Origin of the sequence: Natronosalvus amylolyticus (assembly GCF_024298845.1) — an archaeon.
In the GTDB taxonomy this organism is placed as follows: domain Archaea; phylum Halobacteriota; class Halobacteria; order Halobacteriales; family Natrialbaceae; genus Natronosalvus; species Natronosalvus amylolyticus.
In genome coordinates this window covers 1,663,406-1,678,087 of record NZ_CP101156.1, presented here as the reverse complement: position 1 = coordinate 1,678,087, position 14,682 = coordinate 1,663,406, and the positions used below count along the sequence as shown (strand labels likewise).

The following is a 14,682-nucleotide window of genomic DNA, read 5'->3' as shown; positions in this document are numbered from 1 at the left end:
TAGTAAACGGTGAACTGTCGTTCGTTTTCGAATCGGTGGGCTGTTTTCGCGTTCCGCTGGCTTTCGATAGAATCGAAATGATTGAACACGGCCATTAATGCCTCTGGCGGCATCTCACGGCTTTTAGTGGTATCTCAGGCTCTTTCGGGACATCTGAGCACAGCGCTCTACCCGTGTTACTACCATTAGATGTGCTCGTGATATATCGTATGTGGCTATACAAAATGCACTCTCTCGAGGGAGTCGCGACGCTCGGGGTGTATGTACTCTCGTCACAGCGTGTCAATCGGAAAATACCGTCGCTGACCCGTTATTGCCCGGTATCGGAGTCCGATTCTTTGTACACGACGTGATCGACTTCCCGGCGGGAATCGGCCTCGTCATCTGGGTAGTGATAGCAGACGCCGTCAGTTTCAGATCGTGTCGTTCGATGGGTGCCATCACAGAACGGGAAGGTCTCTGCGAGGCCACACTGGCAGATTGCGACGTTGCCTTTTTTCGCGTTCAGATCCGATTCGTCGAGTTTCAGCGGGCCAGTTTCCTCGAGTTCGACTAGGCGGCTCATACTTGCTATGGTCGGCGGTGGGAGTTAATTTTGCGGGTTCACCGTCCGTCGTCGGCAAATGATATTTGTCTCCTCTTTTTATAATTCTCCCAGTTGGTCCAGTCATTCGAACGGGTCGCTGTTCCCTCGGTGGGTACGTCAGATCTGTTCCCAGACGGTCGCATTCACCGTCGTGGCAATGGTCTGTACGATTTTTCGTTCGTGTTCGGCCTCTCGAGAACGGCCTTACTGAGAGGTCAGAATCTGCAAAATGGTTCGCCCGTCTCTGCTCGTCGAATCACTCAGTGATGTCTTCGACCCACGTCAGGGCGGCGACGGCTTCGGGGAAGCCCTGGGTCGTCACGGCGAGCAAGGCGACGTGTTTCAGCTTTTCGGGCTCGATACCTTCCTCGAGTGCACGACGCGTGTGTGAGTGGACTGCTCCCTCCGACTGGGTGCCAACGGCCTGTGCCAGTTTGACCAGTCGCTTCGTTTCTCCCTCGAGCGGGCCAGCTTCAGCGCTGGCTTTGCCGAGGTCGGTGTACTGTTCCCAGAGGTCCGGATATTCCGTGGCGATTCGCCCAGCCGCCGATGGCAGTTCATCCGGGAGGTCGGACGCGTCGTTGTCAGCCATAGTTATCAGGTAGCCCAACTGGCTCCGTTTCAATAAACGTTCGTAGTCCACACCAATCGACCTGTCGACGACCCACGTGCGGGCGATCAGCGATACGTACCTACCACGACGCTATGATTGTCTGCTGACACCAATAGGTTTATATGCGGTTGTAAAGTATACTTTACTGTAAAAGGTGCTTTACACCATGGATACGACAGCCAACTCCTCGAGCGATCTCGAGGCGGCACGCGCAGAACTGGAAAAACGGGAACGATACCAGCGCTGGATGAACTACAGCCTCTGGGCGGGTATCCTGAGCCTGTTTATCGCGATCGGAATCTGGATGACCGTTCCCGAAGATATCGTCGTCTTTGCCGGCACGGGACTGTACTGGCTCGGATTTCTCGGCATGCTCGGGATCTACTTCGGAACCTCGATCAGCCTCGAGGACGAACGAGACGCCCAGATTGCCGCGGAAGCGGGTGGGGTAACCCTGGGAGCCATCGCCGTATTGTTCGTCTTTTTCACACCGGCAGCAGTCGCCCTCGACGCCACCGGCACGTATCAGATGCCGGCCGAAGTGTGGGGCGTCAGCGGCGCCTTCTTTCTCGTGTTTGCCATCTATAGCGTTTCTCACTGGTATTACTCCAGACAGCACTCATGAAAAACGAACTTCGGGCGTATCGCGACCGCCACGACCTCAGCCAGGGCGATCTCGCGGCAGCGGTCGGGGTCTCTCGTCAGACGATCAACGCGCTCGAGCGCGAGCGGTACGATCCCTCACTCGAGTTGGCGTTCAAATTAGCGGGCTTTTTCGAGTGCTCGATCGAGGACCTGTTCGATCCGGAGCTCGAGTAGCCAGTGGAACGATTTACACACCTATCGCAGTGTCGTCTTGCGACACGGAAAGCAGGAAGTTGCATCGCGTTTTATTTCACCTCGAGTTCGGCCACCGCGCTCCGGATGAGACTGTCCAGAATTTCGGGCGTCGTCGGGTGATACGCCCGATCCGGAATCTCTCGGACGTCTACCCCCATTTCGACGACGACCTGCATCGTTTTGGCCATCACGTCGGCGTGGAGGTGCAACCCCTGATAGCCGACGACCGTCCCGTCCGACGCGTCGACAACCAGCGTTGCTACGCCTTCCGGGTGATTCTTGCTCTTAAACACCCCGTCTTTGGACGCCTCGGTCGAGACGACGATGGCGTCGAACTCGGCCTCGGCAGCCGTCTGTGGTGTGTGTCCGACTCGAGCCACGGGATAGGTCCCCAGACCGGAGAAGATGACGTGGTGGGGTACGTTCGTGTAGGGCTCGAGGCGCTCACCGGCAGCGTGTCGGAGGATGTTCGCCCCGGCAGCGAACCCCTGCTCTTTGGCGACGTGCAGGATGGGCTCGTGGCCGTTGACGTCGCCGACGACGAACACGCGCTCGACGTCTCGCGCTTGCATCGTCGGTTCGACCCATCCGCGGGTCGCTTCGAGACCCGTTTGCTCGAGGCCGAGTCCCTCGACGTTCGGCCGTCGGCCGGTAAACAGATATAGGTTATCAGCTTCCACCGTCGATTCGGTCCCATGTCGGTCGACCGTGAGTCGGACGCCGTCGTCGTCGGTTCGCTCGAGTCGCTGTTCGTCGGCTTCGGTCAGAATTTCGACGCCGAAGTGCTCGCGGTATACCTCGAGTATGGTCTCACCGTAGGCGGGGTCGAACGCATCCAGGGGCCGGTCGTCGTGTTCGATAACCGTTATATCGACGTCGCCGACTTCGCTGAGGTACGGGACGAGTTCGAGGCCGATGTAGCCAAAGCCCATGGCGATGGCCGAGTCGGGAAACGTCGTCGCGTCGAGGACATCGGCGCTCGAATTCCAGTCGACGGTACCGATGCCGGGCAATTCGGGCACGTTGAGCGACGACCCGGTGGCGATCACGACGTAGTCCGGTTCGATGGTTCGATCGCCGACGGCGAGGGTGCGGTCGTCGACGAACCGCGCCCGGTCGTGGACGAACTCGACCCGTTCGCGTTCGGCTAACTCGTGGACGTGATTCCGTCGGTGTTCGGCGAAGCCGTGGATGTGGTCGTCTTTCTGCTCGATGACTCGTTCGGGGATGGCGTTGACCTTTCCCTCGAGCCGGTCGTCGTGTCGGGCCTGATACTGGTGTTTCGCTGCCGAAAGGACGTCCTTGGAGGGCATACACCCCTCGAGTATACACAGGCCACCGCCCGGATCGCCGTCGTCGATCAGCGTGAGTTGGACGTTCTGGGTCGATTCGTCGGTTCGCTCGAGGAGTTCATCGGCCGTAGCGACGCCGGCACTGCCGTAGGCACCGACGATCGCGACGTGGAGCGTGTCCATAGGGTCGATACAGTCTCCGGGTCAATAGACGTTCTCGCGGTCGTGCGTTCTCGGTACGGATGAGCGAAACGGAAGCTTCGGCTCCTTTTCGTGCGCTGAAAGACCGAGCGTGATCGACTTCAATCGCCAACGTAACAAAACCGGGCCGGAACGTCGACGCGCTGGTGGGGAGTCACTGTCGGAGTCGGCTGCCGATACCGATACCGAGGGAGAGCAACGCGGCGAGTGCGCCGAAGCCGGGTAGGCCGTCGGCGACGCCTTCGTCGTCGGTGCTGTCAGTTCCGTCGTTAGTTCCGTCGTCAGCATCGCCGTCGTTGGCCGAGCCGATCGAAGCCGTTCGTTCCGAGAAGTGGTTGAACGCGACGTAGACGGTCGCTTTCGCCTCGGCTTCGGCGTGCTGGCTGACCATGTACGCCGACTCGTCGCCGCCGATCGCGCTCTCGAGTTCCGACTGCGAGGAGGCCTGTACGGCTGCCTCGCCGTCAATGCGAACCTCGATGCTTTCGAGGGTTCCCACTGCCTCCTCTTCGACGGTCGTCATGACGATCGTCCCTTCGCTGATGGCACGATCGACGACAACCTCGACGCGCTGTTCACCCTCCTGTCGGGCTTCGACGGCGGTCTCCTCACCGTAGGTGACCGTGTCGGCAACGGTCTCGCCGTCTCGCATGTCGACGTACACTTCGGCGGCGGCCGAACCGTCGACGATGCGCTGTTCGTCTTCTTTGGCCTGCTCGTCGCGCTCATCCTCGGCGTACGACCGGAACACGAGCGTCGACTCGCTCTCGAGGTTGGCGACGACGTCACCCTCCTCGTTGACGGTTGCCTCACCGTCACCGACGACGAGGAAGACGCCGCTGCGAGTGTCACTTTCGACGATCACGCGGTCGTCACTTTCCGTGCTCGCCTGGGCGCTCCCGTCGAGTTGGGCCTCGACGACCTGGGAATCGTCGCCCGCGTTGACGACCAGGTGACCGCGTTCGTTATCGTGGGCCGAGAGCGTTGCGCCGCTCTCGGCTTCGATCTGCGTGGTCGTCTGTGACTGGGCACCGATCGAGAGGCCGGCACCGTCGATGTTGACGACGGCACCGAGATCGATTGCGGCATCTGCACCCCCGCCGACCTCGCTCTGGGAGTCGACGGCGATTGAGGAGAACATGGTCTCACCGTCTACCGTGTAGTCGGCAACTGCGTTTCCGGAGGCCTCGAAAGCGAGGTGTGTACCCGCGTACGCCTCGTTCGAGGTCGTCGTTTCAACCGATTCGGCCGTCGTGCTCGCGCCAACGCCGGCGGCGACCAGACTGACGGTCACGAGTGCCGTGACGATGACGGTTGCGACTGCGTTACGGTTCATTGCATCCGTATCGTCGAAGAGCGTCATTAAGGGACTTCTGACAAAACCATCCAAACGAACGGTTCACGGGTGTCATATTCACACACGAACGAGTGCCAACCTCGATGGAACGGCACGCCTCGAGCGAGGGCCTCTCGAATTTCGATCACCGAGAAATGGCTTCGCTATCGTCGGCGACGACTGCGTCAACTTTCTCCGTGGTGACGAGGACGACGTCGCCCAGAACTGTCCGCTTTATCGCCGCCCTCGACGCGGTGTGGAGCGGGTTCCTACAGGCACGTGAGATCCGGTTTGTGAGGTGTTGCGGCACTCGTACATGACTCGTCCCCAATCGTTGAGTTGGGATACTGGTTACTCGAAAGTAACCTATGACATTACCTCAATTTCACCTACGTCTATTTATAGATTCCATTTAATTTGAGACTATCTACAGGTGCCTGGCCAACTGGAGTAAACTTCGAACTGAACCTCGTCACAATGTCGAATAATTTTCACGATTCGAGCCGGTCAGATGGGGCGAGAGCCGCTCACTTCAGCCCGGCGACTGTCCTTATCGTCGTGATTGGTCTGCTTTTCATCCTGGGTGCTGGCACGATACTCGTCGGCGCGAACACCGTCGGCGGGCCAGTCGATGGACCATCTGGGACGTCGTTCCTGGCTGTCCAACCCGAGCCAGTCTGTGCAGTTTCGAGTTCCTCCGTCGCGGTCGGTGAATCGGTAACTATCGACGCAAGTGAGTCCGAAAACGTCGCTCGAGCGAGTTTCGATTTTACCGGCGACGGGGCCTTCGACGTCGAGGAAACGACCAATCTGGTCCAGACGACGAGCTACGACGAGCCGGGAGAGTATCAGCCCTGGGTGCAGGTATGGTCTGAAGACGGTGAGACGGACCGAATCAAGTGCGGGGTCGTCACTGTCGAAGCCGCTGAGGGTCCCACCGCGTCGTTCACTGTCGATCCGGAGACGGCCGAGGTAGGCCAGTCGGTGAGTTTCGACGCCAGTGACTCGAGTTCCGATTTGGGGGACATCGTCGAATACGGGTGGGACTTCACCGGCGATGGAAGCGTGGACGAGGGGACCAGTGATCCAACGATATCGTACGCGTACGACTCCCCAGGCAGTTACACGGTGGAACTAACCGTCGTCGACGAAGAGCGGAACATGGCGACGACGACGGAGACCGTCACCGTCGAGGATACCGGTCCGGTCGCCGCCTGCTCGGTCTCGAGTACGACCGTTCAGCCGGGGGAAACGGTCACGATAGACGCCAGCGACTCGGAAAACGCGATTGCGGCCAATTTCGACTTTGAAGGGGATGGAGACTGGGACGAACAGTGGACCGGCGAGTTCGTCCAGACGATGAGCTACGCCGAACCGGGAACTTACACCCCGGTTGTCAGGGTCTGGGACGACATGGAGCGTAACGACGACACGACGTGTGCCACGATCACCGTCGAAGATCCGGACCAGCCGACGGCCGCCTTTACGTTCGGTCCCGAGACGCCAGCGCCCGGTGAAACGGTGACGTTCGACGCGAGCGATTCTTCGTCCCCGAACGGCGACATCCTCTCCTATCGCTGGGACCTCACCGGTGACGGGACGTTCGACGTGGTTACGTCCGAACCTGTCATCACGCACACGTACGAGAGTAGCGGCTTCCGTAGCGTGTCCTTACGCATCGTCGACGAAATCGAGCGCACGGACGATACCACACAGACCGTCCTCGTGGAGGAGCCGCCACCGGTTCCCGCGTGTTCGGTCTCGAGTACGGCCCTCGAGCCCGGGGAAACAGTCACGATCGACGCCAGCGACTCCGAAAATGCCGAATACGCGAGCTTCGACTTCAACGGCGACGGAACCAACGAGATCGACCGTGTGGAAACCTTCGTCGTCGAGACGAGCTACGACGAACCCGGCGAGTACACGCCCGTCGTCACCGCCTGGCGCCACTTCGAGTACGGGGAGTCCGTCGAGTGCGCGACGATCACCGTCGCCGATGCGGAACCGCCGACGGCGTCGTTCACGATCGACCCCGAAACGCCCCAGACCGGGGAGGAAGTCACGTTCGACGCCAGCGCCTCGAGTTCGCCGACGGGCGAGATCCTCGAGTACTGGTGGGACTTCACCGGCGACGGCACCGTCGACAGGACCACCAGCGATCCCGTGACGACGTACACCTACGAGACCGAGGGGATCAAATCGGTCTCGCTCACCGTGATGGACGCTCGCGAACTGACGGGGACCGACGAGGGGTCGGTGGCGGTTCGAACGACCGAGGATCCCGATCCAGAGCCGGATCCGGAACCGGTCGCCGTTTGTGCAGTCTCGAGTACTTCGGCTGAACCCGGGCAACCGGTCACGATCGACGCCAGCGATTCCGAGAACGCGGACGCTGTCAGCTTCGACTTCGAGGGCGACGGGGAGTGGGACGAACAGTGGACCGACGAGTTCGTCCAGACGACGAGCTACGCCGAACCGGGAACCTACACGCCCGTCGTCCGGGTCTGGAACTTCCAGGAACGCGGCGACACCGTCGAGTGTGCGACGATCGTCGTTACTGAACCGGAATCGGAAGCCGAGCGTGCGGATCCAATCGCCGACCTGTCTGCTGATCCGCGTACGCCCGAACTGGGCCAGACGGTGACGTTCGATGCGAGCGACTCGAGCGCCCCCGACGGCGATATCGTCGCCTACCGCTGGGATCTGACCGGCGACGGCACCTTCGAGGAAATGACGGACGAACCGACGGTGACACACGCATTCGACGAACCGGGAACCTATACGACCACGGTCGAGGTCGAAGACGACGCGGGTGCGACGGCGACGGCAACGACGACGGTACGGATCCTCGAGCCGGCACCCGTGGCGGTCTGTCGAGTGTCGAGTACGGAACTCGAACCCGGTGACGAGGTCACGATAGACCTGCGCGACTCCGAAAACGCCATCGCGGTGAACGTCGACTTCGACGGAAACGGCGAGTGGGACGAACGGTGGACCGACGAGTTCGTCCTGACGACGCGCTTCGAGGAACCGGGCGAGTACACGCCGACCGTCCTTGTCTGGGACGACACCGAACGCAGCGACGAGGCCGACTGTGCGACCGTGACCGTGAGCGAGCCAGCCTCGAGCGGGTCGTTCATCGACGTCCCGGGTGGCGGATTCGACATCGGTATCGAACACGTGGGCGCTGGCGTCTTGCTCGCTGCCGCGCTCGCGGGACTCGCCTACGCGGCCGGCCCGTTTGGCGGCGGTGGCTCGTCTTCGGGAGGATCGGGCAACCGGCGGACGCCGCCACCGAAGCCGCCATCAGGAGGTGCCACGGAACGCCCGGCACGATACGAGACTGGCATCACGACGGTCCCCGGTCGCGGGGGGACAGTCTCGGTGACGGGAATCGGGTTCCGGCCCGATATGCTCGTTCTGACGGCGACGAACGCCGACTCGGACGCCGAGGGAGCGTCTCCGGCCAATCGGACGGCGGGCTGGACACACGGCGTCGCGGTCGATGGCGAGGAGGCCCTCGAACAACACGCGATCACGGTCGGCGACGATTCACAGAGTGTCGAACGGGGCACTTGTGGCGTTCGGACCGGTGACGCGTTCGACATGGTCGTCCACGGCGACCGGTCGCTCGGGCGCGTTCGCGCGTCAGTGAGCTCGTTTACGGACGACGGATTCGAGTTGCGCGTTCGGACGACAGGCGGCGACGTGGACCACCCCGAGGTTCGTCTCCTCTACCAGGCGTTCGACACGGGCACGGATCTCGAGGTGGACGCGGGACAGTTCTCGACGCCGACCGAACCCGGCCACCAGCACGTGCCGCTCTCGGTCGATGCCAGCGTCGTGACGTTGGCGGGATCGACGGCGGTCACCGGTAGCGGGGGCAGTGGAACCTGGACGACCGACCGCTCGATCGGCCTTTCTATCGGCGCCGCTGTCAGTGGTGAGCCAGCGGGCGTCAGCGCCGACGGTGGGCACCTCGAGCAGGCGGTCTGGAACGGAACCGTCTCGCCGGGCCGAGCAAACCACGCGAGTGCCCTGTGTGGGACCAACGGCGCGCTGGCGCTGTGTTACCAGGACGGCGACCGGATCGCCGGACGAACCACGGCCTCGGTTACCGGACTCGGTGAGGCTCTCGAGTTGCGCTACGACCGAACCTACAGCGGGCCACACAAGATCGATCCGGCCGGTTCGCACCCGATCAGCTACCTCGCGATCGACGCCGGGGAGTTGACGCCTGCGGTCGGTGCGGTACGGGCACCGGCACCCGGCGACACCCTCGAGATCGACTGCGGGTTCGAGCCGGGATTGATCGAGGTGACGACCTCCCAGTCGGCCGCCCTCGGTCACGCCCGCCACACGGGAGACGTCCCCTTCGGCTGGTCGACGGGGACGGCAATCGTTCGCGATGGGACGCTCGCACAGTACGCGCTGTCTGGAGCCGGTTCGGTTCCCGAGCCCGAGTACGACCCTGGGAGTATCGAAGCCGCCTCGCCTGCACCCGAACCTGCCGTGGCGACGCCGGTGGGCCAGGCGGGTTCGGAACCGATGTCGGGAGTCGAGTTCGCCGAATCGAAGATCCCGACGTCGAGTGCCGTCGACAGCTCGTTCGAACACGTCCTCGAGAAGTCCGAGGAGACGGAACTCACCGATGGCGGAACGGACGAAGGTGAGGATCCGAAATCGGCTCGCGCGGATGCGAATTCGAAACCGGCGATGACAGGCGTGAGCGCACATCGGGCGACCCTCGAAGCGGAGGCAACGCCGATGGCTACATCGACGGCCAAGGACGGCTCGGAACTCGAGGCGGCGGTGCAAGAGGGCCCAGTGCTCGAGACGACGGAAGCGGTCGACGCCACGGTAACGGAGGCGGTCGACTCACCCGCGAAAACACCTGTCGGCGACACGACGGGGGGCGGTGTGACTGCCGGGGACGACGATGGGGAGATTCGGGAACCTATCGGTGACGGGCACGTCGCATCGACGCTCGCCGTCGACGACGACGGCTTGATCGTCGGTCGTGACACCGTTCGCGTCGAGTCGGTCACCGAGAGCGGCTTTTCGGTCGCCGTCGACAGCCATCGGGTGGCGGACCACGACCGCCGCCAGGAGAACCGGCCGTACCTGTGGTATCGGGCGTGGCCGGCGCTCGAGGCGACTGGGACGGAGGCCGACAGTTCGACGAGTTCCGGTGAGAGGACACAGGAGGATCATGAGTAATCGAATTCCCCAGACGGTGGCGACAGCCCAACGACTTCACGAGGCGTATCTGAGACAGGTCAATGCATACCAGCGATTTTGTTCGCGGAAGGGAGACGAATTGCTGCTCTGGAACTACGTTGATCGGACGATACGAGCCGGCGACGAGGCGTCACCTGGCGACTCGACCTTGCGGGACGCGATTGGGCTTCCGGGTGACGACTCGTTCGTCGGCGTCCTTGCCTCGTGGGGCGGGGTCGACAACGTTCACGACCTGGACGACCTTATCGAGGGGAACCTGACGTTGAACGAGAAATACAGCCTCTGGATGGAAAACTACGACGGGACCGGGGTCCCCTCGAACGACTACCTCGATTTTGGTCGCGAGATTCTCAAAAAACGCGAGAAGGTGGAGGAGGCGGCCAAAAACCTGTACGATCACTTGACGAGTGATGACTTCAGGGATGGCTTCGCCAGACTCGATTACAACGAGCAGGTCACCTATGCCGCGGAGTTCACCACCGACCTCGATGCCAGCCAATACGGTATTCACATGCTGCGACTCATGTTGATCCCTCGAGACTTCGACGGTGGGATTGATGTCGACGTTCGGTCGTCACTCGACGAACCGATCTTCCCGGCATTGCAACTGGTCGATCCGTACGAAGCGACGGGTAACGTCGTCAATATTCCGGAAGACGCGAGCCAACAAAAGCTGGTCGTCGACGGACCAGGGTACACGATACTGGATCCGGAATTGGGCTCGAAACTGGGTATTCTCGTTGCGAACCTGATGGCTGGCGTCGTCGCTGGACAGGCCGACGATTATCAGGAGCTGACGAAATTCCAGTTACAGCGCCTGTTCTCGACGTTTGCGACACACTTCGAAGAACAGGAACTGATCGACCTGGTCGAGGATCACGAAATCTCGTTCGAAGACTTTCTCGACCAGACCGGGACGTTCTTCGGTCAAATCGAGAATCTCGCCGAAGCGTACAAGCAGGATCTCACGGCCTCGTTTGACGCCTCTGATGAGATCATCGAAACCTTTGCTTCAAACGTGGGGACGGTGTTGACGGTTGGTTCCGTTGGCATCACGATGGTGGGTACACTCAACCAGGATGACGTAGAGTTCTCTCTCGAGGGGTCGCTGGAGATGCTGGATGCGATTGGCGACATCGCCGACATCGCTGACAGTCTGGACGGAGCCAACAATACGGGCTTTGGCACCATCGAATTCGACGAACGCAATTCGCGCGGCCGGATTCGGAAGACGACGCCGCCAGTACAGCAGATGACGGGCCGGACGTTCATGCTGAGCGCCGGCAAAAAGCTCTGCACGCTCGTCGACGTTGCCCAGATGGCGAAGTTGATCAAGGAATCGGCGGAAGACGGTGACTGGAATTTGTTGCTCCTCGGCTCGGTGAACGTCGGCCTAATCGTCGCTGGCGCTGTCGCTGGCGGTGTCGTCGGCTTTCTGATCGGACTGACCAGCGTGGGCGTGGGCCTGCTCATTTCGTCGCTTTCGGTTAGTGACTTCGAAGAGTGGATGTTACACTGTGAGTTCGGTGTCGAGGAAGTCTCCACAGCGGACAATCGGGATCCCTCCTCACAACTGTTCGGTTACGACGGGTATCGAAAGGAACTGACGAGGGGAACGATGTCCGGATTGTCACGACAGATTTCGGGATATTACAACCACACGAACGGCTTTTCGTTCGTCACTCCCGCGTTCTCGAGTTCCATTGACGTCGTCGAAACCTCGTCCGGTGAGCGATCGTTGACCATCAAACTCGAAGATATCTTGGGGGCGACGTCTCGAACCTCGTTTTACGTCAGGGTGGTCGAGTACGACGATGCAGTCGGTCAGTACGAGGTCAGCCGGTTGCTCTACCGAATCCCGGCGATCATGTGGATGAGCGGGAGTTGGCACCACTATACGAACTATCCGATGACCAATGCGAGAAACGGTGCGAAAGTGTACGCCAATATGGTTACGAGCGGGACGACCTTCGAAGCGGGCGGGAACTATCCGGCATCCGCCGGCGACGCTCTGACCGAGTGGCAGGTGATGATTCGGTCAGACGAGGGTATCCCCGGGCTGTTCGGTATCGACCCGAACAGCGTGTCGACGGAACACCCACCCTATCTCGAGGTGATGATGGCACCGTCGAACCTGAAAGGGGAAATTGAGAACGACCTCCGGCGAACGGGGAGCAGGTCGAGCGAGGGTATGGTGGACACTGTGCTTGACTTTCAGCCACAGCCCCGGAAGCGAATCGAAATGGAGTTTGATACATGACCGATTTAGACGACTACTCGACCTCGGACCGACTGCTCATCGAAGTGACCCGCGTCTTCGAACCCCTAATCGATGCAATCGAAGACGCCGCCGACGGCGACCGGACGTCGCTTTTCATCCTCTGTGAATCGGTCGGGATCGACGTCTCGGAAGTTGAGGCGGAACTCGTAACGGTCAACGACGTCCTTGCAGGGATCGAACCCGCGGTCGAGGTAGTGGACACCGTTCACTCGGTCGTCGCAGACGAAGAGATTCCGTCGGTCGAAGACGTTCGCTCGACCGTCGACGCAGTCAAAGATATCGTCGAGGCGATGCGGACACTCGACGACCTCTCCATTCCCACGGTCGAGTTCGAGGACGGATTCGGCACCACACTGCTCGAGTACTTCCTCGTCACCTACGTCGACACGTACCATCCGTCAGTCGCGGACTCGCTCCGGATGATTGGCGTGATCCACGACGACGGGCCGGGTGAGGTCGAGTCGGTTGACTTTTCGCAGATTCCCGCTACGCTTTCCGATCCGAAAGCGGCACTCGAGACGACGCTAGAGTGGGGCGAGTCGTCGTTCGACCCGGTGATCGTACTGTATTACCTTCGACGAGCAGCCTGGGAGTTGTCGCTCCCGGCCAGGTTCGACGGTGTCGCCGATTTTGTCGACTATCCCGAGGGAACCACTGACGATGACGAAGGCGAACCCGGTGGCCCCGATGTCCTCGATCCGAGCGACGATCCCTTCGACGACCTCGGTGGGGGAACCGACGGTCCGTTCTCGACGCTCACCGTTCCAGCACTCATGCTCGACGGCGGCGTCGGGAGTGCTACGAGCGGTATACAGGTCGTCCCGATCCCGCGTCCGGACGGGATTCCGGGGTTGGCGATCGTCCCCTACGGCGACCTGACCACGACCCAATCGTTCGACTTCGGAGACGAGTGGTCGATCGATATGCAAGCGTCAGGTGGCTTCGACGAGTGGGGAATCGTCGTCTATCCGGACGCCGAACCTGAACTCCGCCAGGTCGGTGACGCCTCAGATCCACCGGCAGAACTCCACGGTGAGATAACCGTCCAACGGGATGCCGGCGACGACGGAACGACCGTCCTCGGTGATCCTGGGGCGGCGGGGATCGCCCTCCACTCTGTCGGGCTCACGGCACGGATAGACTACGACGGCGACGGCGTATCCGTTTCGATTGCCCTTCCGACGACTGGCTCCATCTCCGCCCACCCGGACGCATTCGACGGCTTTCTCTCCAAGGTGCTTCCGAGCGATGGGATTGACCACCAGTTCGCCGTCACCGTGGGCTGGTCCTCGCACGAAGGGCTGTTCTTCGAGCGAGGGGGTGACCTCGAGGTGTCGATTCCACAGCAGGCCTCCCTTGGCCCGGTCACGTTCAAGGAGATCTATCTGTCCGTCCGTCCCGGTCCGGACGGAGAGGACGGGTCCGACGCTGACGACCGGACGATTCGACTGACCGGGGCGGCCTCAGCGAACGTCGAAATCGGGCCCGCAACCGGGACAGTCACGCGGATGGGACTCGATGCGGCGCTCACGTTTCCGGAGGACGATCCCTTCCCGCCCGAACTCGACCTCGGTTTCAAACCACCAGATGGTATCGGGCTGACGATCGATACCGGAGAGGTGGTTGGCGGTGGCTATCTCGACTTCGATCACGAAAACAATCGATACGCGGGGACGATTCAGCTCCACGTCGGCGACATCACGATCAATGCCGTTGGACTGTTGACCACGGAACTTCCCGACGGCGGCAATGGTTTCTCGTTACTCGTCCTTATCGCTGGGGAGTTTACACCCATCGAACTGGGCCTGGGATTCACGCTCAACGGGGTCGGTGGACTGGTCGGTATCAACCGATCTATCAAGACGGACCCCCTTCGTGAGGCCGTTACCACCGGTTCGCTCGACTCGGTGTTGTTCCCACAGGACGTCGTGGCCAACGCCCAGCAGATCGTCAGTGATCTGCGAACGATCTTCCCACCAACGCGAGGTACGCACGTCTTCGGCCCGATGGTCCGGATCGGCTGGGGGACGCCCACGCTGATCACTGGCGATCTGGGCGTCGTCCTCGAGATCCCGTCGATGAAGGTGACGATCCTCGGTCGGGTCTCGGTGGTGTTACCCGACGGAGATGATGCGGTTATCAACCTGAACCTGAACGCCATAGGGGTGATCGATCCCGAACAGAAGACCGTCGCGATCGACGCCACGCTGTACGAGTCCCGAATTCTCGAATTTACCCTGAGCGGGGATTTCGCTGTTCGGAGTGGCTGGGGGAACAACTCGAGATTCATCC

The 14,682-nt window shown here is 61.2% G+C and carries 9 protein-coding genes (1 of these 9 running past the window's edge); 5 read left to right on the top strand and 4 right to left on the bottom strand.

Translation table 11 applies throughout. From position 1 onward, the window contains the following. Positions 1-310 precede the first annotated feature (310 nt). Positions 311-565 (bottom strand): CDGSH iron-sulfur domain-containing protein, encoded by a 255-nt coding sequence (locus tag NLK60_RS07850; RefSeq protein WP_254810329.1) that lies wholly within the window; start codon positions 563-565, stop codon positions 311-313. A 277-nt stretch (positions 566-842) separates the two neighbouring features. Further along, entirely contained in the window at positions 843-1,178 is a 336-nt protein-coding gene (locus NLK60_RS07845; RefSeq protein WP_254810328.1) for a carboxymuconolactone decarboxylase family protein, read from the bottom strand. Positions 1,179-1,365: 187 nt separating this feature from the next. Between NLK60_RS07845 and NLK60_RS07840 the strand changes: the two genes are divergently transcribed. Both NLK60_RS07840 and NLK60_RS07835 read left to right on the top strand, forming a co-directional pair. Beyond that, positions 1,366-1,824: a DUF2178 domain-containing protein gene (locus NLK60_RS07840; protein ID WP_254810327.1), complete on the top strand. Its 459-nt coding sequence runs from the start codon at positions 1,366-1,368 to the stop codon at positions 1,822-1,824. Further along, positions 1,821-2,018 carry a helix-turn-helix transcriptional regulator gene (locus NLK60_RS07835; protein WP_254810326.1) on the top strand — a complete coding sequence of 66 codons (198 nt, stop codon included), beginning with the start codon at positions 1,821-1,823 and terminating at the stop codon, positions 2,016-2,018. The genes NLK60_RS07840 and NLK60_RS07835 overlap by 4 nt, the downstream gene beginning before the upstream one ends. A gap of 71 nt (positions 2,019-2,089) precedes the next feature. Here the strand turns inward: NLK60_RS07835 and NLK60_RS07830 are convergent, their stop codons facing one another. Together NLK60_RS07830 and NLK60_RS07825 are read right to left on the bottom strand one after the other, a co-directional pair. Beyond that, positions 2,090-3,514 carry a dihydrolipoyl dehydrogenase family protein gene (locus NLK60_RS07830; RefSeq protein ID WP_254810325.1) on the bottom strand — a complete coding sequence of 475 codons (1,425 nt, stop codon included), beginning with the start codon at positions 3,512-3,514 and terminating at the stop codon, positions 2,090-2,092. Positions 3,515-3,686: 172 nt separating this feature from the next. Beyond that, entirely contained in the window at positions 3,687-4,868 is a 1,182-nt protein-coding gene (locus tag NLK60_RS07825) for a hypothetical protein (protein ID WP_254810324.1), read from the bottom strand. 477 nt (positions 4,869-5,345) lie between these two features. On the opposite strand from NLK60_RS07825, the gene NLK60_RS07820 reads away from it, so the two are divergent. The 3 genes in view from NLK60_RS07820 to NLK60_RS07810 are tightly spaced (each overlapping or abutting the next) and all read left to right on the top strand, a layout consistent with a single transcriptional unit that may run on beyond the window. After that, positions 5,346-10,088, top strand: coding sequence for a PKD domain-containing protein (locus NLK60_RS07820; RefSeq protein WP_254810323.1), 4,743 nt, complete (start codon positions 5,346-5,348; stop codon positions 10,086-10,088). Continuing rightward, the gene (locus NLK60_RS07815; RefSeq protein WP_254810322.1) at positions 10,081-12,369 is read left to right on the top strand and encodes a hypothetical protein; all 2,289 of its coding nucleotides are present in this window, start codon (positions 10,081-10,083) and stop codon (positions 12,367-12,369) included. The genes NLK60_RS07820 and NLK60_RS07815 overlap by 8 nt, the downstream gene beginning before the upstream one ends. After that, positions 12,366-14,682, top strand: partial view of a DUF6603 domain-containing protein gene (locus NLK60_RS07810; RefSeq protein WP_254810321.1) — the 5' portion only. 1,823 nt of this gene lie beyond the right edge of the window; only the first 2,317 of its 4,140 coding nucleotides appear in the window; the start codon lies at positions 12,366-12,368; its stop codon lies off the right edge, out of view. The genes NLK60_RS07815 and NLK60_RS07810 overlap by 4 nt, the downstream gene beginning before the upstream one ends.